Here is a 20,300-nt window from a genome sequence, read left to right as displayed (position 1 = left end):
AGTCCAGCTCATGCCGGGCAGGACGCTCCCACCGCTGCTACAACGACGCCGGCCGCGGCGTGATCGGCTCGATGATCGGCGCGCCGTCCTTGTCGGTCATGAAGTCGCGGTGGACCGGCTTCTCGTCCGTCGGCCCGGGGAGGCTCGGGCACGCGATGCCGTCGCCGTCCCGGTCGAGTCCGTTCGGGTCGAGTGCGTCCGCTCGCAGCACCGCTTGCGCGTCGGCCTGGGCCTTGAACGCGTCGCAGTCGACCACATGTCCCTTGCGGACATAGGGAGCGACGTCGAACGTGTGCTCCGCGGGGCGATCGTCGCCGCACGCGGTCAGCGTGATCGCCGCGATCAGGCCGACGGCCGCGAGAGAGGTACGACGGCCCGGCCGTGGCCGGCGGTCCGGGCCGTTGGGGATGGTGCGTGTCTGGTCTGGCATGGTCCTAGTCCGATCCCGTCCGGAAGACCGCGACCGTTCCGTTCGCCAGATCGACCGCGTACACCTTCGCCGTCGTGTTGTTCACGGCCAGCGCGCCGAACTGGGCCGGCGTGCCGAGCGGATCCTGCGTCAGCAGCGTGGAGCCGTCCGCCACCCCGAGGCCGCCCGGCCCCGTGGCCTTCTGCTGGGCGACGAAGATCCTGTTGTACTTGTCGAGCACGGCGATCTTGCGTGCGTGGTTCCCAGGGGCGGACGACATGCCGCAGACGGTCGCCTGCCCCGTGACCTTCGTCCCGACGATCCGGTCGATTCGGCCCCCGGAACCGCCGCAGGTCCCGCCGCCGTTGAAGTAGACGTAGACCGCCCCCGCCGCGGCGTTGTAGACCGCGGAAAGGGGACCGTACGGCGTACCCAACGGGTCGTCGATCGCCGTCGAGCTGCCGTCGACGGGGTTGACGACGATCGTTGTCGCGACGGCTTTCCACGCGCCCGTGGAGCTCCCCGGGTCCGGAACGCACCTCCTCGCGAGGAGGTAGACGAGGTTGCGGTTCGGATCGACGACCGTCCTGCCCCGCACGGTGTTGATGACGAGGTTGTTCCCGGGGGTGCCGCAGCTCGACTTCGTCGGGAAGTCCACCACGACCCTGGCCTCGTGGGTCTGCGAGGAGATGGCGAAGAGACCGCTGGTGGCAGCGGCGCTCGTGCCGCTGCCGTGGCCCGACTTCGCGAGGTACACCGCGTGGCGCGCGGTGTCGAAGGTGAAGTCCATGCCGGCGCTCGTGCCCACGAGTGCCGCGGCGGGCAGCGGGATCGGCGTCGCCGACGAGCTGCCGGCCGCGATGTAGGCGACCGCCGAGCTGCCTCCCGTGCCGCCGCCGACGTAGACGTCGCCGTTCTCGGGAGAGACGGCCAGGCCGGACACGGTCGCCGTGAAACCGCTGACGCGGGTCACCCGATGGGCGTCGGCCGGGTCGATGATCGCGACACCGCCCGTACCCCCGACGTAGACCTGCCCCGTGCCGGGATTGACCGCGATCCGGGTCGGGCTCGACACAGCGCTGGAGACGTTGATCGGAGAACCGATCGGTTCGTCGGTCGTGCCGTCGATCACGGTCACGGTGTTGCCACCGCTGGACACGACGTACACGCGATCGGCCTTCTCGTCGACCGCGAGGTCCGTCGGATTCGCGCCCACCGGGATCGAGTCCGCCGTGCGCTCCGTCGGCGTGGAGGTGTCATAGAGCGTGAAGGACGAACTCGGGCCGCGACCGCACTTGTTCTCCTCGCCGACCGTCACCATGTTGTAGACCGGATCGCCGGTCAGCAGACCGTCGGCTCTCAGCTCGTCGACCGTCCCGTAGCGTCCGTGCCGCGCGCAGTAGGACTCCTCCGCTGTGCGCAGCGTGGCCGCGTCCGCAGCGATCGCGTTCTTGCGGCCCTTGTCGCCGATGCCTCTGACGGAGAACACCACGATGGCGGCGAGCACACCGAGGATCAGGATGACCACGAGCAACTCGACGAGGGTGAAACCGTCCTGGCGTCTGGAGCGCAAGGGGAACAGGCGATGGTCCGGTGTCATGACAGTCGGGGCTTCCTTCGATCGATGGGTCACGTTCAGCCCGAGCACACGCGCGAGCCCTTGCCGTCTCACGCTGTTCCCCGTCGCACGGGCTTGACGTCCTCGGGGCCCGGCAGGTCCGGGCACGCGATGCCGTTGCCGTCTTCGTCCAGGCGGTTCGGGTCGGCCGGCGCGAAGCGCAGGACGGCCTGCGCGTCCGCTTGGCCGGCGAAGTCGCGGCAGTCGTAGGCGTCCGTGCCGTAGCGCAGGAAGTAGCGGGCGTCGAAGGCCCGCTCGGGCTGCGGGCAGAGCGCGCTGCGGGTCTCGCGAGGACCGCACGTGACCTGTTGCGCGACGCGGACCGGTGTGGTGTCGCGGGGTTCAGGCAGTCCGCGACACGCGACGCCGCCTCCGTCGTCAAGGCGATTCGGATCGCCGGGGTCGGCCCGCAGCACGGCCTGGGCGTCCGCCTGGTTGGCGAAGTTGACGCACTCGAAGGCGTCGCCGTGGGTGGCGTACTCCTTGGCCTCGAACACCTTGCTGTTGGGGCAGAGCGCGGTGCGCGGGGTGCCTGGCGTGCACCAGTCCCGCTCGGGCCGTTGGGCCTGGGCGGCTGTGTCCGACCCGCCTCGCACGAACACCACGACGGCCAACGCCGCCACCACCACAGCGAGAACCAGCCCACCTCGCTTGATCGCGCGTGAGCGCGACGCTCTGCTCGATTCTCCGCTCGACCCTCTGCTCGACCCTGCCATCACGCGCCTCTGCTCATCGTGCCGTCAGCCTCTCCCTCGCATGCCGCGGCCGACCGACGGCACTCGGCCGCCGGCCGGGCGCAGGCTGATCGCGTGCATTACATCCAGCCCGAGCAAGGTTGTCAATCATTGACTACTGGGTTCCCAAGTGAGCACCATCTAGGCCGGGTAGCCATGCAGATGCCCAGGAGTTTTCGGACATCTGCCCACTTTCACCGGCACGGCGCCCGTGCGGCAGCCGCCGCCTGACAGATCAACAGGAGCAGCAGATGCAACGAAGGTCCAGACACACTCGAAGCGTTACGAACTCCGGCCGCACCACGTTGCGCCGGCTTCGGAGCGCCTTCGCGGCGGGCGCTCTCGCCACGGCGCTGATCGCCGCCACGGCACCGGCGGCATCCGCCACGACGGATGCGCAGGTCGGTGTCGCGAACAACATGTATCCCGCCCTGAAGGACATGAAGGGCACGATCGCAACGCTCCAGTCCTTCACCCCCTTCGCGGCCAACGCCGCATCGCAGGTCGGCGGGTTCTGGAACAAGCCGGCGATCGACACGTCGACGATGCGGGGAATCACCTCCGGGAACCTGCGTCAGCAGCTGAAGAGCGCCGGGCCCTACACCACGTGCGATCCCTCCACCTCCAACAACTGCGTCAACGGGCCGTTGCACATCGACGCGTTCCTCTCCGCGGACGAAGCCAACGTGGACGCGGTCATCCCCACCTCGGACGGCGGAACGTGCACGGCGAGCGGCAGCGTCGAGTGCAACGGCGATGTCGCGAGCAAGTACCCCGTGGCGATCGGGCGCCTGGCGATCTACAGCTGCAGCGGCAACTGGGCGGGCTCGACCAAGGGCGACGACCCGTCCAACGCCGGAAGTCCGCCGCTGGCGCTCGGTGCGGACGTCAACGGCAGCGGCAACGGCAAGGCGCAGTCGCCTCGTTGTGACGCGTCGCCGGTCTCGGGCGGCGCGCCCACGACGATGTCGGGGGTGGTGAGCTGGCTCGCGACGAGCGGACACCGGATCGCGGTCGCCGACCCGGCGTCCGCGCCGTTCGGCGCGGCGTCCAAGGAGGCGTTGACACAGAACGGCTTCTCGTGGATCGCCAGCGGGGCGGGCCAGAACGTGTTCCGCGGAAGCGCGTGCGACAGCGCGGGTACGGCGTGCAAGGTGCGTCTGGAATCGGGGATCAGTCAGGTGCGCGGCGCGGTGACGGCGAACGCCGGCGGGAACACCCAGCTGGGCCTTGTCGCGAAGTCGACCATCATGAACGTGAGCTGGACATCGAGTTCACTGAACGGCACCACGGGCAATGACCCCAACACCTGGACCGAGGTCGACCCGAGCGCGTACTCCAACTACGGACCCATCGAGCAGTACGGCATCGCCCTGAACGGTGGCAACACCGGCGCGGCGGCTGCCTGGAGCGATCTGTTCAACAACCAGTGGGACGGGAACGCCACCATCCAGTCGACCCTCGCCGCCTACGGCTACTAGGCGGTCCGGACCTCTGGACGCCCGGACCTTCGGCCGGGCACGAACGTCGCCCGCCGACGGTCCGGGCTCGGCGATCCCGGCCCATCGTGCCGCCGGTCAGCCGCAGGCCGGATGACGCGCACCGCGTACGCTGCCTCAGTTGTCAGCCACTGACTACTGAAGTCGGCTGCGCCACGCCCTCCGATCGGCCGTCGCCCTGGCGAAGTACCCCATCGACTCTCCCTTCATCAGGCCCTCGGGAGGGGCCTCACCCATGAACAGACCTCCACGCCGGCACCTCACGCCGGCCGGCCGCTCCGTCGCGGTCACGCCCGGTCGGCCACGCCGCCTTCCGGCGCTCGTCCTCGCGGTGGCGACCGTCGTCCTGGCCGCCGCCACCCCGGCCTCGGCGACCGGCGCCAATCCGACCGGCTTCGCCACCGCGGTGAACCTCGACGACAACGGCCGCGGCAGCTCCGCCGTCGCGATCGGCGATCTCGACGACGACGGGACACCGGACCTCGTCACGGCGATCCGCGGCGAGGGCGTCGGCGTGTTCCTCGGCTCGGGCGGCGGCGGCTTCGGCGCCGTGACGAAGTACGCGGCTCCGCGCACCGCGTCGAGCGTCTTTCTCGGATCGGCTGTGATCCGCGACCTCGACGGCGACGGCCACAAGGACGTGATCAGCCAGGATTCGCGCGGCAACGTCGCTCTGGTCTGGCTCGGCGACGGCTCCGGCGCGCTCGGTGCCGGAGCGGCGGTGCAGCTCAACCCGGCGCCCGGGTGCGACACCACCGGCGACAACCCATGTGTGGTGCGCTTCCCGACCGACGTCGCCGTGGCCGACTTCGACGAGGACGGGACTCCGGATCTCGCGACGTCCAACGCGAACACGAACAACGTCTCGGTCGTCCTGGGCGACGGCGACGGCACCTTCGGCACGGCGACGCAGTTCGGTCTGAGCGGCGGTGCCGGCCCGCAGGGCATCTCGGCCGCCGACCTCGACGGCGACGGCCATCTGGACCTCGTCACGTCGAACTCGTCGACCGGCACGCTCTCCGTGCTGCTGGGCGACGGGACCGGGGGCTTCGGCACGGCGTCGAGCGTCTCGGCCGGAGTCGCCCTGCCGTCCAAGCTCGAGCTCGCCGACCTCGACCAGGACGGCACGCCGGACGCCGTCGTCGTGGCACCCGGCTCGCCCGGGCGCGTCGCCTTGCTGCTCGGCGACGGCGCGGGCGGTTTCGCCGCCGCGAGCGTCCTGTCGGCGGGGGCCAACCTCAGCTCCGCGTCGGTGTCCGACCTGAACGGCGACGGCCACGCCGACCTGGCCGTGGCCAGCGCCGGTTCGGCCGAGGTCGTGGTGCTGGAGGGCGACGGCACCGGCGCCTTCGGCACTCCGCTCGCCTTCGGGCTCAACGGCGGCACCAACCCGCAGGCCGCGGCGACGGCCGACCTCGACGGCGACGGGCGGCCCGATGTCGTCACGGCCAACAGCAACAGCTCGGCGACGTTCGTCAACGACGCGTCGGTGCTGCTCAACACGACGAACCGGACGCCGGCGGCCGCGAACGAGTCGTACCAGCACGTCGGGGCGGACACCACGCTCGTCGTCGGCGCTCCTGGAGTCCTCGGCAACGACACGGACGCCGACGGCGACGCGCTGACGGCCTCGGTCGTGACCGGTCCGGCACACGGCGCCCTCACGCTGGACCCGGACGGCTCGTTCAGCTACCAGCCCGGCAGCGCCTACGTCGGAAGCGACAGCTTCACGTACACGGCGCACGACGGCACGGTCGATGCGAACGTCGCGACCGTGACGATCAGCGTCTCGGCGGGCTGTCGCGGTCTCGCCGCCACGATCACCGGCAACGGGACCGTGAACGGCACGAGCGGCGCCGACGTGATCGTGACCGGCAACGGGAACGACAGTGTCAGCGGGAACGGCGGCAACGACACGATCTGCACGTTCGGTGGCGCCGACGCGGTATCGGCCGGCAGCGGCGACGACTCCCTCGACGGCGGCGACGGCAACGACGCCCTCAGCGCCGGCAGCGGCGACGACGTCGTCCATGGCGGGGCGGGCGATGACGCGCTCTCCGGCGGCTCCGACAACGACACCGTGGTCGGCGGCTCCGGCAGCGACACCCTCTCCGGCGGCAGCGGCACGGACGTCTGCGCCGGCGACGCCCACGGCGGTCCGACGCTCCCCGGCACGGACGCGATCGCGACCGGCGGCTCCTGCGAGACCGTCGTCGAGGTGCCGTAGCCCACGCCCACGAGCCGCTTCCGGCGGCTGTCCATGAAACGCTGACCTACGAGACGGGCTCGGCGATCCCGATGACGCGATCGCCGAGCCCTTTGCGCCCGCCCACGAAGGTGACGTCAGCCGGTCTTGACCGCGCCTCGCGTCGAGTCGACGTCAACGGCGTCGAGGAACTGTCGCGCGGCGCGGACGTGCTCGAGCCGCCAGGCGTAGATCGCGCGGGTCAGGTAGTCGCCGGCGTCTTCCTTGGCGCGCAGCGACTCCTCGATCTCGTCGATGACGACCCTCTGACGCTCGACCAGGCGAGCCGGGCTGGTGTCCCGACGCCGGAGCAGCAGAAGCTTGCACGTGAGGTCGGCGCGCACGTCGAACAGACGGGTCACCGGCTCGCTGAGCCACCGGCTGACCGTCGTCTTCGCGGAGCGGGTGGCGGCGTAGATCATGCGCTGCGGTCCGCGATTGCCCTCCTCGGCGCCGACCGGCAGGATCAGCCCGCGCTCTGCCAGTCGCGTGATCGACCGGTACACCATGGGTCGCGAGATGTACCAGAACTCACCGATTTCCGCGCCCTCCGCGGTGAGGGCCGCGATGGCGAAGCCGTGGCTGGGTCGCTCGGCCATGATCGCGAGCACGATCCACTCGGCCAGTGGCAGATCAGGTTCCTTCATGGAGACAGGGTAAGGATCGCCGGTGGTGATTGCGATGCCGACCGAACCCTGACCAGGAAAGGCTGAGACCACGGGCCGCCGTGGTCAGGGGCGGACCGCCGTGAGCGGCGAATCTCGCGTGTACGGGTCACTCAGGCTGTCGTACCAATCGACGACAGGAGCCCCGACGAGCAGGGTGGCGATGGCGCCCGCGGCGAGGAACACGCCGAAGGGGAGGCGGGTGTGGCGGGTCGCTCGCCCCGCCGCCATGAGCGCGATGCCCACCAGCAACCCGACGGCGCTGCCGGCCAGCAGCGCGAGGACGAGATACGACGGGCCGAACCAGCCAAGGCCGGTGCCGAGCAGGCCGGCCAGGCGGACGTCACCGAATCCGAGCCAGGCCGGCCGCACCCAGTGCAGGGCGAAGAAGGCGGCGAACCCACCCACCCCGCAGGCCGCCGTCATACCGAGGCGCTGCCACTGGCCGGTGGCCCCCGCGGCCGCGAGCAGACAGGCTGCGGTGAGCCCGAGAGTCGGGTAGATCAGCCGCCGAGGGAGCAGGAACTGTTCGGCGTCGCACGCGGCCAGGGCCAGCAGCCCCGCGGTGAAGACCAGTGCGGCCGGGAGCACTTCCGAGCGGCCGAAACGCAGGGCCATGGCGACGAACAGGACCGCGGCGAGCGCTTCGAGGAGCGGGTAGCGCGCGGGGATCGGAGCCCGGCAGGCGCGACAGCGCCCGCCCAGCAGGAGCCAGGACACGAGGGGGATGTTGTCCCGGGCCGCGATCGGCGTGGCGCATCGCGGGCACGCGGAGCGCGGCCGCAGCACCGAGCGGCCGGCCGGCACCCGGGAGACGGCGACGTTGAGGAACGACCCCACGGCCAGCCCCAGCAGACCGATGATCACGACAAATATGGATGACATGGACGAAATAGTGCCGTACCTCGCATACAACTCGCCACCGGCGCATTGCGGTTGACCCGGGCCGACGCCCCAGGTCTCCGCCGAACACGGTTCGCCAGGTGGCGTCACTGATGCCACCTGGCGAACCGGACGTCCGACGCCCGCCGGGCGGCGTCGTCGTCCGGCGAGGCTCCGCCGCGTCAGATGGCGGCGCAGGGGTTGGTCCGGCCGTCCTGGAATGTCCTCGGCGTGACGGTGTACTCGCCGTTCGCGACGGTGACCTCGTACCACTCGGAAGGAGTGGACAGGAACCCGTCCTTCACCAGGTCGTCCATGGTGCCGTACCTGCCCCGGTTGTCAGCGGCGAAGTACGCCTCCTCCGCGGTCCGGATCGTGGACTTGTCGGTCTTGCACGCCGAGCCCTGACCCTTGTCGTTGATGCCGCTGACGGAGAAGACGACGATGGCGGCGAGGACACCGAGGATCACGATGACCACGAGAAGCTCGACCAGTGTGAAGCCGGCTTCCGCCGCCTCGCTCTGTGCGCGCATCCTCCGTCGAGCCTTGCCTTGCAGGTATCTGAACATCTCTCTCCATCTACGCCGACCGACGCAAGCGAGTCGCGCACTAGTAACCATGTGATTAGTCAGCCGCAGACTACGCAGCGAGCAGGGGGGCCACAAGGGGCGACCCCGGCGAACACCGGCATCCCGAGGGCGCGCTGACGTGCTGTAGTATCCCGCTGACTAATCAGCCGCTGACAGTTACTGCGGACGCACCCGCGGCGAGTGATCGGCCCGTTGTTCTGGACACGCGAAAGGGGTGGGTTCCTTGGCGCATCGTCGGCTTCTCCGTCGCCGCGCGGCGACGACAGGCCCTGCGAGCGGGGACGGCGCCCTGCCCGATGGATCGGAGCGCGGCCCGGCGCGCTCGCCGGTTCCGGACCCGGCGCAGGATCCGGCGCCGGGAGGCGACCAGGCCTCGGACGCCACGTCCGGCGCGGCCCAGTCGTCGCCCTCGGGGCAGGAGCGGCGGCCGCGCATCGGGGAACTGCTGGTGCTGCGCGGGCTGCTCACCCCGGCGCAGGTGGACGAGGCGCTCCTGCAGCAGTCGGCGTCGGGCAAGCGGCTCGGCGCCCTGCTGGTCGAACTCGGCATGGTCGACGAGCGGTCACTGATCGAGGCGCTGGCGGTTCAACTCGACGTCCCGGTCGCCGACCTGCGCCAGAGCGAACCCGATCCCGAGGCGGCCGCCCGGGTGCCGGAGGCGCTGGCCCGCTCGCTGGGTGTCGTCGCGGTGCGGCGGACCGAGGGCACGCTGCTGATCGCCGCCGGCGACCCCGGCGACCCGCGCGTACGCGACGAGGTGAGCCGGGCCGTCGCGCCGGATCGGGTGCGGTTGGCGATCGCGGCCCCCTCGGACATCCGGCGCTCGATCGACAGCGCCTACCGGGCGTTGGCGGGGGTCAGCAGTCTGGTCGAGGCCTTCGAGGCGACCGAGACCGGCCGCAACGCGGCCTCCGGTGCCAGGGTGGTGAGCGAGGACGCGCCGGTCGTGCACCTGGTGCACCTCATGCTGACCCAGGGACTGCGCGACCGGGCCTCGGACATCCACATCGAACCGCACGCGGACCGGGTTCGGGTCCGGTACCGCATCGACGGCGCGCTGCACGACGTACTGAGCCTGCCGGAGAGCATGGGCCCGTCCGTGGTCAGCCGGATCAAGATCATGGCCAACATGAACATCGTCGACCGGCGGCGCCCGCAGGACGGGCAGATCGCCACCGAGATCGACGGCAGGTCGGTCGACATCCGGGTCGCGACCACCCCCACCATCTGGGGCGAGAAGGCGGTACTGCGGCTGCTCGACAGCAACCGCACACTGTTGCGTCTCGCCGAACTCGGCATGCCCGCCGCGACCTACGAACGGTTCTCGTCGCTGCTGCGCTCCCCGTACGGCATGGTCGCCTGCGGCGGACCCACCGGCAGCGGCAAGACGACCACGCTGTACGCCACGCTCGGTGAGCTGAACCAGAGCGAGCGCAACATCACCACCATCGAGGACCCGGTGGAGTACGTGGTCCCGTCGGTCAACCAGATCCAGATCAACGACCAGGCGGGCGTCTCCTTCGCGACCGGGCTGCGCTCGATCCTCCGGCAGGACCCCGATGTGATCCTGGTCGGCGAGATCCGGGACGCCGAGACGGCGCGGATCGCGGTCGAGTCCGCGCTCACCGGCCACTTCGTCCTGTCGTCCATCCACGCCGCCGACGCCTGCTCCGCGCTGCACCGGTTCGTCGACATGGGCATCGAGCCGTTCCTGGTCACCTCCACTGTCTCCGGCGTGGTCAGCCAGCGGCTGGTGCGGCGGATCTGCGACCAGTGCCGCGAGCCCTACCGGCCCGGCGTGGACGAACTGGCCTTCTTCGCGAAGGCCGGCGGGTCGACCGACACCGACTTCTGGCAGGGCCGAGGCTGCAACTTCTGTTCCCGGACGGGCTACCAGGAGCGGATCGGTGTCTTCGAACTGCTCGTGATGAGCGACGCGGTCAAGCGGCTGCTCGTCGAGAAGGCCCCCGTCGACAGGCTGCGCGAAGCCGCCCGCGAGCAGCGCATGGAGAGCCTTCTGGACGGAGGCGTCCGGCTGGTGGAGGAGGGGACCACCACCATCGCCGAGATCATGTCCAGCGTGTACGTGGTCTGATGACCGGCCCGCTGGATGCCGTACCCGATCACTGACGACGCGAGCCGATGACAGGCGACGCGAACCCCTGACACTGGAAACCAGGAGGGCACCGGCATGGCCACCTTCAAGTACGTCGCGGTCGGCCCGGACGGGACACGGGCCACCGGCGTGCTGACGGGCTCCAGTGTCGACGGCGTGACCGACAGTCTGACCCGGCAGGGCTACGACGTGCGGTCGGTCAAGGCCGCGGGCCGGAATCTGCTGCAGCTCGAACTCACCGCGGAGAAGGTCGACCTGGTCGAGCTGAGCAACTTCTCGCGCCAGATGGCCGCCTTCATCAAGGCGGGAGTGCCCCTCCTGGACGCCCTGGAGATCATCCGGGCCGAGACCAAGGACAAGAAGCTGGGCAAGGTGCTCGTCGACGTCATGGACTCGCTGCGGTTCGGCGAGAGCTTCGCCGGCGCGATGGCCGCCCACACCAGGGCGCTCCCGCCGTTCTACGTCTCCGTCCTCCGCTCGGCGGAAGCGACCGGTGAACTCGACGTGGTGATGGCCCAGTTGGGCCGCTACATCGAGCGGGACGTCGAAGCCCGGCGCAGTATCCGCTCCTCCCTGACCTATCCGAGCCTGGTGATGGTCCTGGCGGTCGCCGTCATCCTCGTCCTCGTCATCTTCGTTCTGCCCCGGTTCAAGCTGTTCTTCGCCTCCTTCGACGCGGAACTGCCGCTGCCGACCCGGATCCTGCTGGGCTTCACCGACTTGGTCGCGGCCTGGTATCCGGTCGTCGTCGGCGTACTCGTGGCGCTCGTCGCGGCACTGATCGCCGGACTGCGGACCGAGCGGGGACGGCTGCTGCGCGACCGCTTCCTGCTGGCGATTCCGGTGGTCGGCGAGGTGGTCCGCTTCATGGTCATCGAACGGTTCTGCCGCATCCTGACCTCGATGATCAAGGCCGGTGTGCCCATCCCGGAAGCGCTCGGCCTGGCCGGATCGGGCGCCAACAACCGGGTGTACGAACGGTCCATCGAGACAGCCCAGGTGGAGATGCTCGAAGGCGGCGGCATCTCCGGGCCGATGGCCCGCACCCGGCTGTTCCCCGGGGCGGTCACCCAGATGATGCGTGTGGGGGAAGAGACCGGAACGCTCGACGACCAGCTCGAGAACGTGTCGGAGTTCTACGAGAAGGAACTGCAGCACAAACTCAAGCGGCTGACCAGCCTGTTCGAGCCGACCGTAGTGATCATGGTCGGGGTCGTCGTGGGGTTCGTGGCCGTCGCTCTCCTCTCGGCGATCTACGGGGTCTACAACCAGGTCGAGGTCCCATGACCGGCCCGGCACGCCGTCCGCGTCGCCGCCGTGGCGAAGAGGGCGAGACCCTGGTCGAGGTTCTCGTCGCCGTGGTGCTCATGGGCGTCGCCTTCGTGGCCGTCCTCGGCGGCATGGGCACCGCGATCATCAGCTCGGTGACGCAGCAGGAGGTGACGGGCGCCGACTCGGTCATCCGCAGCGCGGCCGAGAAGGTCGTCAGCGCCCCGTACGTGTCCTGCGCCCGTACGTACGCGACTCCGACGCCGCCGGCCGGATACGAAGTGACGGTCACCGTCGCTCACTGGGACGGGGTGGGTGCGTTCGACGGGTCCTGCCCCACGGCCGACACCGGAGTGCAGAAGGTGACGCTCACCGTGCGCTCGACCGGTCCCCGCCCCGTCAGGGACGCGACGCTCGAGGTGGTCAAGCGGGAGGCGATGCTGTCATGACGACACAACGGCCCACCGGGCGCTCGGAGTCGGGGTTCACGCTGGCCGAGTTGCTGGTCACGATCGTCATCGTGGGCATCATCGCGACACTGCTGCCCACCGCGATCGTCCTCGGACTGCGGTTCACCGCGGGCACCGAGAAGCGGGTCTCCGCCACCAGCGCGGCGGGCACGCTCAACAGCTACTTCTACGGCGACGTACACAGCGCGGAGAAGGTCACGACCGACCCCGCGTGCGGCGTCGCCGACGTGATCGTCCACCTGAGCCGGCCCGGCACAGAGGTCGTCTACACCTACGACCGGCGGACCGGTGCCCTCAGCCGGGTGAAGTGCGCCGACGGAGGCGTCGTCACCACGTTGCTGGGCCGGTTCGACAACGCCACATCGCCCCATCCCGTGATTCTGAGCTGCGGTGCCGAGACCTCGTGCGCCTCGCCCATGGAGGTGACGCTGACCGTGCGGAGCGACCCCGCCGAGCCGCCGACGGCCCTCACCGCCGTCCGACGATCGAGCGCGTCATGACCGGCCGCCGCTCGAATCCCCGCCGCCCGCGCGACGACGACGATCAGGGCGCGACACTGATCCTCGCGCTGGCCTTCATCGTCGTCTTCAGCCTGGTCACCGTGTCGGTCCTGTCCTTCGTCGGCACGGGGCTGAAAGCCGCGCGCGTGCAGGTCGACCAGGGCAAGCGGGGCTACAGCGCGGACGGTGCCACGCAGCTCGCGATCAAGAACTTCGCGCAGGGCAACCCGTGCGCCGACTACACCGCCCCGCCGATCAACGGCCGCCGGATGATCGTCCACTGCGACCCCCTCAACGCCTCCCCCGCCACCACACGCGCGACCCAACCGCAGGACGCGCTGCGCAGCCTGGGCCGGGGGGCGGGGGACGGTATCCATGTGACCACGCGTGGCCTGCGCGTACAGGGCAGCGTGTTCTCCGGGGCGAACATCACCACCGGCGCCGGCGCGTCGATGGTCGTGTCGGGCGATGTGTCCGCCGTCGGCGACTGCTCCAGCTCGGTGTCACAGACCCGACTGACCCCGACCCAGACGCCGTACGCGCGCGGTTGCGCCAACGACACCCCGTCGGCTCCCGCCGACGAGGTCGTGGGCGCCGACCCGGACTACGCCCCGCCCGCCACGGCCGTCCCGGTCCGGCGGACGGTACCCGCGTGCCCCGGGTCCGGGGCAGGGTCCGGGTCCGGCTCCGGCTCCGGCTCCGGGGCCTGGCTGGTGCGGTTGCAGCCCGGCTACTACGACGATGCCCGCGCCCTCACCGGCCTGACCGGTGGCGACTGCCCCGGCGTCGTCGTGTGGCTGCAGCCGGGTGTCTACTACTTCGACTTCACCTTCACCGGCGGCAGCGCGGTCTGGACGGTCGACGACCCCACGGTCAGCGTGGTCGGCGGCACGCGGGCGGGCTGGGATCCCGGGGCCCCCACCCGCCCGACCATCCCCCACCCGGGCGGCTGCGACACGACGCGGCCCGAAGGCGTCGAGGTCATGATGGGCGGCGGCAGCCGATTCCAGGTCGATCGCGGACACGTCGAACTGTGCGCCCCGGTGTCCCCGGACGCGCAGCAGGTGGCGGTGTACGGAGTCCAACCGCCGAAGCCGTCACACACATTGAAGCCGACAGCAGTGGTCACGAACACCGGCTTCGCGAACCCGGGCCACGCCCTGACCGGTGGCGAACGGCCGACCCTGCCCGGGTGCGCGCGGCCGACGGGCACTGCGAGCTGCACGGCGGACGCCGTCCTCGACCGTACGAATCGTCGTTCGGCGTCGATGCAGCTCGCCGGCTTCACCCCGCGGGTGCCGCCCGGCTCGGTCGTCACCGGCGCGACATTGCACGTCAGACACGGGGCCGACGGCGACCTGACCGCCCCCGGCGCGGTGAAGATCACCACCGCCGTGGACGGAGACACCTGCCGCACCGACGACCTGCCCCGGCACACGGCGCTCGCCACGGATCCCCCGATCGACCTGCTCGCCACGTGTGGGCTCACCGACCCGGCCCGGCTCTCCGGCCTGACCGTGACCTACACCGCCACCCTGGACACCGACGGCGCCACCGCCACGGAGCACCTGGACGGCATCTGGCTGGAAGTCGCGTACCGCACGCCGACGACGTACAAACCGACCGTCGTGACCGCGTCGACGGGGTTCACCGCCGCGGGCACGGAACCCGACGACGCCCTGGAGATCGGCGAACAGCCGACGGCGTCGGTCGCCGCCGCCGATCTGACGACGGCGGCTCCGTCCGCGTCGATCACCGTGGCCGGGTTCGGTATGCCGCCCTTGCCGCCGGGTTCGACCATCGACTCCGCCGTGCTGCGGGTGGCCCATCAGGAGCACGGCGACGCGGCGGCGCCCAGAATCAGCGTCACCCCCGCGGCCGGCGGCGGCCGTTGCACCGACCTGCCGCTCACCGCGCGGACCGGCCTGGGCGACGACCGCGTCGATCTGGAGGCCTGCGGCATCACCCTCCCGGCCCAGCTGACCGGCCTGACCGCGAGGTACGACGCCGGTCTGAACGCGGACGGCACCGCGGGCACCCATGCCCTGGACGGCATGTGGCTCGAGATCGTCTACGACCCGCCGCCGCCCCGGCCGGCGACGAGCGCGCAGTCGACGACGTTCACCGCCGCGCCCGACGCCAGGGCGATCGACGGCTCCGACACCGCCCGCGTCGCACTCGACCCGGTCACCACGCCGACCGCCACGATCGACCTCGGCGGTTACGACACACCGGCGGTGGCGCCCGGCTCGGTCCTGGACGGGGCCCTGCTGCGCGTCGCGCATCGCGACGACCCGGGGGTGACGGGAGGACCGCCACCGGCCGTCGCGGTGACCCTGAACGGGCCCGGCATACCCCGCTCCTGCACCAGCCCGCAGAAGCTCGCCACGCACCAGGGGGCCCTGGGCACCGACACCCTGGACCTGGTCGCCGTCTGCGGGCTGACCGACCCCGCCCAGCTGAGAGGCCTGGTCGTGACCTACACCGCCACCCTCGGCACCGGCAGCACCACCGCCGCCGATCAGCTCGACGGCGTCACCCTGGAACTGGCCCACCGGCCCCCGCTGTCGGTCCGTCCCACCGTTGCGACCAGCACCGCGGCGCCGACCGCCGCGGCATTCCTCGACCCGGGGAACGCGCAGGCGATCGACGCCACCACCTCGACGGCGACGCTTGCCACGGGCACCCCGTCGGCGTCGATCCGGCTCGACGCGTTCGCGAGGGCGCCCCTGCCGACGGGGACGGTGATCGACAAGGTCGTGCTGCGCGTGGCGCACCAGGACGACGACACCACCCCCGTACCGCCCGATGGCGTCGCCTCGCCGGCCCAGCCGCCCACAGCCGCGCTGACCGTCTCCGGAACCGGAACGGCCTGCGACACGCAGCACGTCCTGCCGGCACGTGAAGGGGCCCTCGGTGTCGACGTGGTCGACCTCGGCGCCTGCGGGGTCACGAGGGACGAGCAGCTGTCCGAGCTCGCTGTCGACTACGCGGCGGGGCTGGGCACGGGCAGCACCGACGCCGCCGTCCGGCTCGACGGCGTCGAACTCGACATCGTGTTCCGAGCGCCGTCCATCAGGGCCCTGTCCGGCTGCCTCACCGCGGGCGGCGGTTGCGCGGTGCTGAAGTCGACCGACAAGGCCGACACGGCCACTCACCGCAGCCGCCTGGTGATCAACGGGACCGTCTACGCGCCGACCGCTGCCGTCGACCTGTCGATGAGCAGAGTCAGCTCGCAGGTCGTCACCCGCGGCATCATCGCCCGTACCATCGCTCTCGGCATCAGCCCGGCCACCGGACACCTCCGACCGGTGATCGGGATCCCACCGGAACCGGTGCTGTTCACGACCTACCCGGCCGTGCTCGCGAAACCGGCGTCGGTCACCGCGGTCACCGGGTTCACGCACCCGGCTCCCGGCGCGCCCGTCGACGTCACGGACGCCACCGTCCCCGGCGGTGGCCGGGCGTCCCTCACCCTCGGCGGCTACGCCCCGCCGGCGCCGGCCACGACCGAGCCGCTCGACCACGTCGTCCTGCGGGTGGCGCACCACGAGGACGGTGACGTGGACTCGGTGAAGGTGTCGGTGGACTTCACCGGCAGCGCCTGCACGGGCGCCGACTCACTGGACGTGCCGGTCCGTCTCGGCTCGAACGGCCCGGTGACCGACCAGGTCGACCTGGCACCGTGCGGCCTGACCAGAGCCGCCCAGTTGTCCGGGCTGACCGTGACCTACACCGTCACCGCCGGGAGCGGCGGTGCGACCGAGCACCTCGGCGGCACCCAGATCGACCTGCTGTCCGGTCCGCTCGTCAAGGCCGCCGTGTCCTTCGACGGCCACACCAGCACCGTCAAGCAGTGGACGGTCCTGCCATGAGCACGCACCCCACCTTGGAGACCACCATGTCCCGGCCGAGCGCCGCGATCATCGACCACCTGCTCGGTGAGCTGTGGGAGCGGGGCGGCAGCGACCTGCTGCTCACCGCCGGATCGGCGCCGTTCCTCCGCGTCGACGGCGCCCTGCGACCGATCGAAGGGGCCGCGCTGAGCGAACCGGAGGTCGACCGCCTGGTGACCGGAGTGCTCGGCGAGGACCTCACGGAACGGTTCCGCCGGGAGAAGCAGGTCGACTTCGCGTTCAGCTGGGGGGAGAAGGCCAGGATGCGCGGGAACGCGTTCGTGCAGCGCGGCGCGTCGGCGCTCGCCCTGCGGATCATCCCGTTCGACGTGCCGTCGGCCGAGCAGCTCGGGCTCCCCACGGTCGTCACCGGGTGGGCGGGCATGCCGCGCGGGTTCGTGCTGGTCACCGGGCCGACCGGGTCGGGGAAGTCGACGAGCCTCGCCGCCCTCCTCGACCACGTCAACGCCCACCGGTCGGTGCACATCCTCACCATCGAGGACCCGATCGAGTACCTGCACCGGCACAAGCGCTCGGCGGTCAGCCAACGCGAGGTCGGCACCGACACCGACTCGTTCCCCGCCGCCCTGCGCGCGGCCCTGCGCGAGGATCCCGACGTACTACTCCTGGGCGAGATGCGCGACCCGGAGAGCATCTCCGCGGCCCTGACCATCGCCGAGACCGGGCACCTGGTGTTCGCCACCCTGCACACCAACGACACATCGCAGACGCTGGACCGCATCGTGGACGTGTTCCCGGCCGAGCAACAGCCGCAGATCCGGCTGCAATTGGCGCACACACTGGTCGGCATCCTCAACCAGACGCTCATCCCCCGGATCGGCGGGGGCCGGGTGGCCGCCTTCGAGGTGCTGGTGGGAACGTCGGCGATCCGCAACCTGATCCGCGAGGGCAAGACCCGCCAGCTCCGTAACATGATCGCGACCGGCCACCGCGACGGCATGCAGACCCTCGAAACCAGCATCAACGCCCACGTGGCCGCAGGCACCATCACCCACGGGCAGGCCGTGCTCCACACGGCCCACCCGGAGGACATCCACCGCCCCTACGCCCCACACATTCACACCTGACCACCCACCAGGCTCCCGGCTCCGCCCCGCCGCCCTACGTCAGGCGACCGACCGTGCGAGCAGCCCACCCGGCGTCGGCGGCTCGCCGGCTGGTCCGTACGCCAGGCTCGTCCCCGCGCCGCTACTTCACCGACCCGGCCATCACCCCCTGCACGAAGTGCTTCTGGAAGGCGAAGAACACCACGAGCGGGACGACGAGCGACAGGAACGCACCCGGTGCGAGGACGCCGATGTTGCTGCCGAACTGCCTCATCTGGGACTGGAGGGCCACGGTCAGCGGCTGCGACTCGCTGTCGGCGAAGAGCAGGGCCACGAGCATGTCGTTCCACACCCAGAGGAACTGGAAGATCGCCAGGCTCGCGATGGCGGGCCGGCCGAGCGGCAGGATGAGCCGCAGGAAGATCCGCCACTCGCTGCCGCCGTCCAGGCGCGCCGCCTCCAGCATCTCCTTCGGGATCTCGGCGAAGTAGTTCCGCAGCAGGAAGACGGCGAAGGGCAGGCCGTACGCGACGTGGAAGAGGATCACGCCCGCGACCGTGCCGAACAGGCCGACCGCGCCGAAGAGTTTGGCCACGGGCAGCAGACCGATCTGCACCGGCACCACGAGCAGGCCCACGACGACGAGGAAGACGGCGTCCCGGCCGGGGAAGCTCAGCCAGGCGAAGGCGTATCCCGCGAGGGCCGCGATGCCGACGACGAGCACCGTCGTCGGCACGGCTATCAGGACGGTGTTCCAGAAGGCGGTGACGAGACCGGAGTCCGCGAAGAGCGCCTGGTAGTTGTCGATCGACAGCCGGGCCGGGTCGACCAGCGAGGTCCACCAGCCGTTCGAGGCGTTGTCCTGCTCCGAGCGCAGCGAGGAGAGGAAGAGCCCGGCGAGCGGGGTGATCCAGACGAGGGCGACGAGGACCAGGAGCGCCTGGACCATGGAGTTGCCGAGCCATCTGGTCGGTCCGGAACGGGCCTTCGTGCCCGCGTGGCTGCTCATGATCCGCCCTTCCGGAAGCGCCGGATGTTGAAGATCATCGCCGGTACGACGAGCAGCAGGAGGAGCACGCTCAGCGCGCTGCCGAGACCCTGGTCGTTGCCGCCGCCGAAGGAGACCAGCCACATGCGGGTGGCGAGCACGTTGGCCTCTTCCTGCACGGGGCCAGGGGCGATGATGTAGACGAGGTCGAAGACCTTCATGACGTTGATGACGAGGGTCACGAAGACGACGGTGAGGACGGGCGCGAGCAGCGGGACGGTGATCTTGCGGAAGATCTGTCCCTCGGTCGCGCCGTCCACCCGCGCCGCCTCCAGGGCGTCGCGCGGGATGGCCGCGAGTCCCGCCCCGATCAGAACCATGGAGAAACCGGTCCAGACCCAGAGGTAGGCGCCGATGATGGCCGGGGTGACCAGCGCCGGGCCGAGCCAGTCGACGCCGGCGTACCCGGCGGCGAAGTTGGACGCGGGAACCCGCAGCGTGTACGCGCCGTCGCCGAGATCGGCGAAGCGGAACGAGCCGTCGCCGCCGGTCTCCGCGGACGCGACGACCGTGCCGCCGCGCATCACCTCGACGGTGACACCGGGAAGGCCGTTCTCCTTCGGGTCGATCTGCCCCTGCCGGCCGCCCGCTCCCGGCGTGAAGTCCAGGTAGACGGCGCCCGAGAGGCTCCCGGCCGACGGCTCCGGCAGCCGGGCGGGCATCGCCCCCGTGGGCATGGCCTCGGGCGCGACGCCGACGAAGGGCAGGGCGATGTCGTCGCCGGGCCTGACCTCCACGGTCGTGTAGCCCTTGTCGGGGGCGCCGGTCAGCCCCTTCCCGTCACGCGCGCGTGCCGTCGGGTACGGGGACGGTTCGTCGATCGCGTCGTGGACGCCGACGATCGCCGCGTTGAGCACGCCCCGCTCGGGGTTCTGCTCGTAGGCGAGCCGGAAGATGATGCCCGCCGCGAGGAAGGACACCGCCATGGGGAGGAACAGGACCAGCTTGAACGCGGTGGCCCAGCGCACCTTCTCGGTGAGGACGGCGAGGACGAGCCCGAGTCCGGTGAGCAGGACGGGCGCGACCACGACCCAGATCGCGCTGTTGCGGACCGCCTTGAGGGTGGCCGGGTCCTGGAACATCTCCAGGTAGTTGTCGCCGCCGACGAACCGGTCGCCGCTCGCGTCGAAGAGGCTGCGCCCGATGGAGAACACGACGGGGTAGACGACCAGGGCCCCCAGGAGCAGCAGGGCCGGCAGGACGAAGAGCGCGCCGAGGAGGCGCCTTCTGCGCAGGGCACGGCGCCGCGGGGTGTCCGCGGCGCGTGCCTTCGGGGTACGTGCCATGGCGGC

16 protein-coding genes are annotated in these 20,300 nt (G+C 70.9%); 8 read left to right on the top strand and 8 right to left on the bottom strand.

Annotated elements, in window-relative coordinates; translation table 11 throughout:
- Positions 1-37: 37 nt before the first annotated feature.
- The 3 genes from AB0E14_RS12055 to AB0E14_RS12045 all read right to left on the bottom strand — a co-directional run bounded on the left by AB0E14_RS12055 (position 38) and on the right by AB0E14_RS12045 (position 2,632).
- A complete protein-coding gene (locus AB0E14_RS12055; RefSeq protein WP_362415261.1) occupies positions 38-430 on the bottom strand; it encodes an excalibur calcium-binding domain-containing protein in 393 nt (130 codons plus the stop codon).
- A gap of 4 nt (positions 431-434) precedes the next feature.
- Positions 435-2,009, bottom strand: a complete 1,575-nt coding sequence (locus AB0E14_RS12050) for a prepilin-type N-terminal cleavage/methylation domain-containing protein (protein WP_362415259.1) — start codon at positions 2,007-2,009, stop codon at positions 435-437.
- A 68-nt stretch (positions 2,010-2,077) separates the two neighbouring features.
- Entirely contained in the window at positions 2,078-2,632 is a 555-nt protein-coding gene (locus tag AB0E14_RS12045; protein WP_362415331.1) for a hypothetical protein, read from the bottom strand.
- Between the two features lie 434 nt (positions 2,633-3,066).
- Between AB0E14_RS12045 and AB0E14_RS12040 the strand changes: the two genes are divergently transcribed.
- Together AB0E14_RS12040 and AB0E14_RS12035 are read left to right on the top strand one after the other, a co-directional pair.
- Positions 3,067-4,242, top strand: coding sequence for a hypothetical protein (locus AB0E14_RS12040; protein ID WP_362415257.1), 1,176 nt, complete (start codon positions 3,067-3,069; stop codon positions 4,240-4,242).
- Positions 4,243-4,495: 253 nt separating this feature from the next.
- Positions 4,496-6,487 carry an FG-GAP-like repeat-containing protein gene (locus AB0E14_RS12035; RefSeq protein ID WP_362415255.1) on the top strand — a complete coding sequence of 664 codons (1,992 nt, stop codon included), beginning with the start codon at positions 4,496-4,498 and terminating at the stop codon, positions 6,485-6,487.
- 116 nt (positions 6,488-6,603) lie between these two features.
- Here the strand turns inward: AB0E14_RS12035 and AB0E14_RS12030 are convergent, their stop codons facing one another.
- The 3 genes from AB0E14_RS12030 to AB0E14_RS12020 form a co-directional block, all read right to left on the bottom strand.
- Positions 6,604-7,152, bottom strand: a complete 549-nt coding sequence (locus tag AB0E14_RS12030; protein WP_362415253.1) for a PadR family transcriptional regulator — start codon at positions 7,150-7,152, stop codon at positions 6,604-6,606.
- Positions 7,153-7,236: 84 nt separating this feature from the next.
- Positions 7,237-8,055: a prepilin peptidase gene (locus AB0E14_RS12025; protein ID WP_362415250.1), complete on the bottom strand. Its 819-nt coding sequence runs from the start codon at positions 8,053-8,055 to the stop codon at positions 7,237-7,239.
- A 179-nt stretch (positions 8,056-8,234) separates the two neighbouring features.
- On the bottom strand, positions 8,235-8,585 hold the full coding sequence (locus AB0E14_RS12020) for a prepilin-type N-terminal cleavage/methylation domain-containing protein (RefSeq protein WP_362415248.1): 351 nt from the start codon (positions 8,583-8,585) through the stop codon (positions 8,235-8,237).
- A gap of 280 nt (positions 8,586-8,865) precedes the next feature.
- On the opposite strand from AB0E14_RS12020, the gene AB0E14_RS12015 reads away from it, so the two are divergent.
- From AB0E14_RS12015 to AB0E14_RS11990, 6 genes are all read left to right on the top strand, one after another.
- Positions 8,866-10,737, top strand: coding sequence for a GspE/PulE family protein (locus tag AB0E14_RS12015; RefSeq protein WP_362415246.1), 1,872 nt, complete (start codon positions 8,866-8,868; stop codon positions 10,735-10,737).
- Positions 10,738-10,833: 96 nt separating this feature from the next.
- On the top strand, positions 10,834-12,045 hold the full coding sequence (locus tag AB0E14_RS12010) for a type II secretion system F family protein (protein ID WP_362415244.1): 1,212 nt from the start codon (positions 10,834-10,836) through the stop codon (positions 12,043-12,045).
- Entirely contained in the window at positions 12,042-12,476 is a 435-nt protein-coding gene (locus AB0E14_RS12005; RefSeq protein ID WP_362415242.1) for a prepilin-type N-terminal cleavage/methylation domain-containing protein, read from the top strand. Before AB0E14_RS12010 ends, AB0E14_RS12005 begins: the two co-directional genes overlap by 4 nt.
- Positions 12,473-12,997 carry a prepilin-type N-terminal cleavage/methylation domain-containing protein gene (locus tag AB0E14_RS12000; RefSeq protein ID WP_362415240.1) on the top strand — a complete coding sequence of 175 codons (525 nt, stop codon included), beginning with the start codon at positions 12,473-12,475 and terminating at the stop codon, positions 12,995-12,997. The genes AB0E14_RS12005 and AB0E14_RS12000 overlap by 4 nt, the downstream gene beginning before the upstream one ends.
- Entirely contained in the window at positions 12,994-16,872 is a 3,879-nt protein-coding gene (locus AB0E14_RS11995; RefSeq protein ID WP_362415238.1) for a hypothetical protein, read from the top strand. The genes AB0E14_RS12000 and AB0E14_RS11995 overlap by 4 nt, the downstream gene beginning before the upstream one ends.
- Complete coding sequence (locus AB0E14_RS11990) at positions 16,869-17,981, top strand: type IV pilus twitching motility protein PilT (protein WP_362415236.1); 1,113 nt, start codon at positions 16,869-16,871, stop codon at positions 17,979-17,981. Before AB0E14_RS11995 ends, AB0E14_RS11990 begins: the two co-directional genes overlap by 4 nt.
- Positions 17,982-18,102: 121 nt before the next feature.
- Here AB0E14_RS11990 and AB0E14_RS11985 read toward each other — a convergent pair whose 3' ends face one another.
- Together AB0E14_RS11985 and AB0E14_RS11980 are read right to left on the bottom strand one after the other, a co-directional pair.
- Positions 18,103-18,969 carry a carbohydrate ABC transporter permease gene (locus AB0E14_RS11985; protein ID WP_362415234.1) on the bottom strand — a complete coding sequence of 289 codons (867 nt, stop codon included), beginning with the start codon at positions 18,967-18,969 and terminating at the stop codon, positions 18,103-18,105.
- Positions 18,966-20,294 carry an ABC transporter permease subunit gene (locus tag AB0E14_RS11980; protein WP_362415232.1) on the bottom strand — a complete coding sequence of 443 codons (1,329 nt, stop codon included), beginning with the start codon at positions 20,292-20,294 and terminating at the stop codon, positions 18,966-18,968. The genes AB0E14_RS11985 and AB0E14_RS11980 overlap by 4 nt, the downstream gene beginning before the upstream one ends.
- Between the last annotated feature and the right edge of the window lie 6 nt (positions 20,295-20,300).

Origin of the sequence: Streptomyces sp. NPDC047981, assembly GCF_040653315.1 — a bacterium.
Taxonomy (GTDB): Bacteria; Actinomycetota; Actinomycetes; order Streptomycetales; family Streptomycetaceae; genus Streptomyces.
Note: the sequence above shows the minus strand (reverse complement) of the source record. Positions and strands in the feature narration are given on the sequence as shown.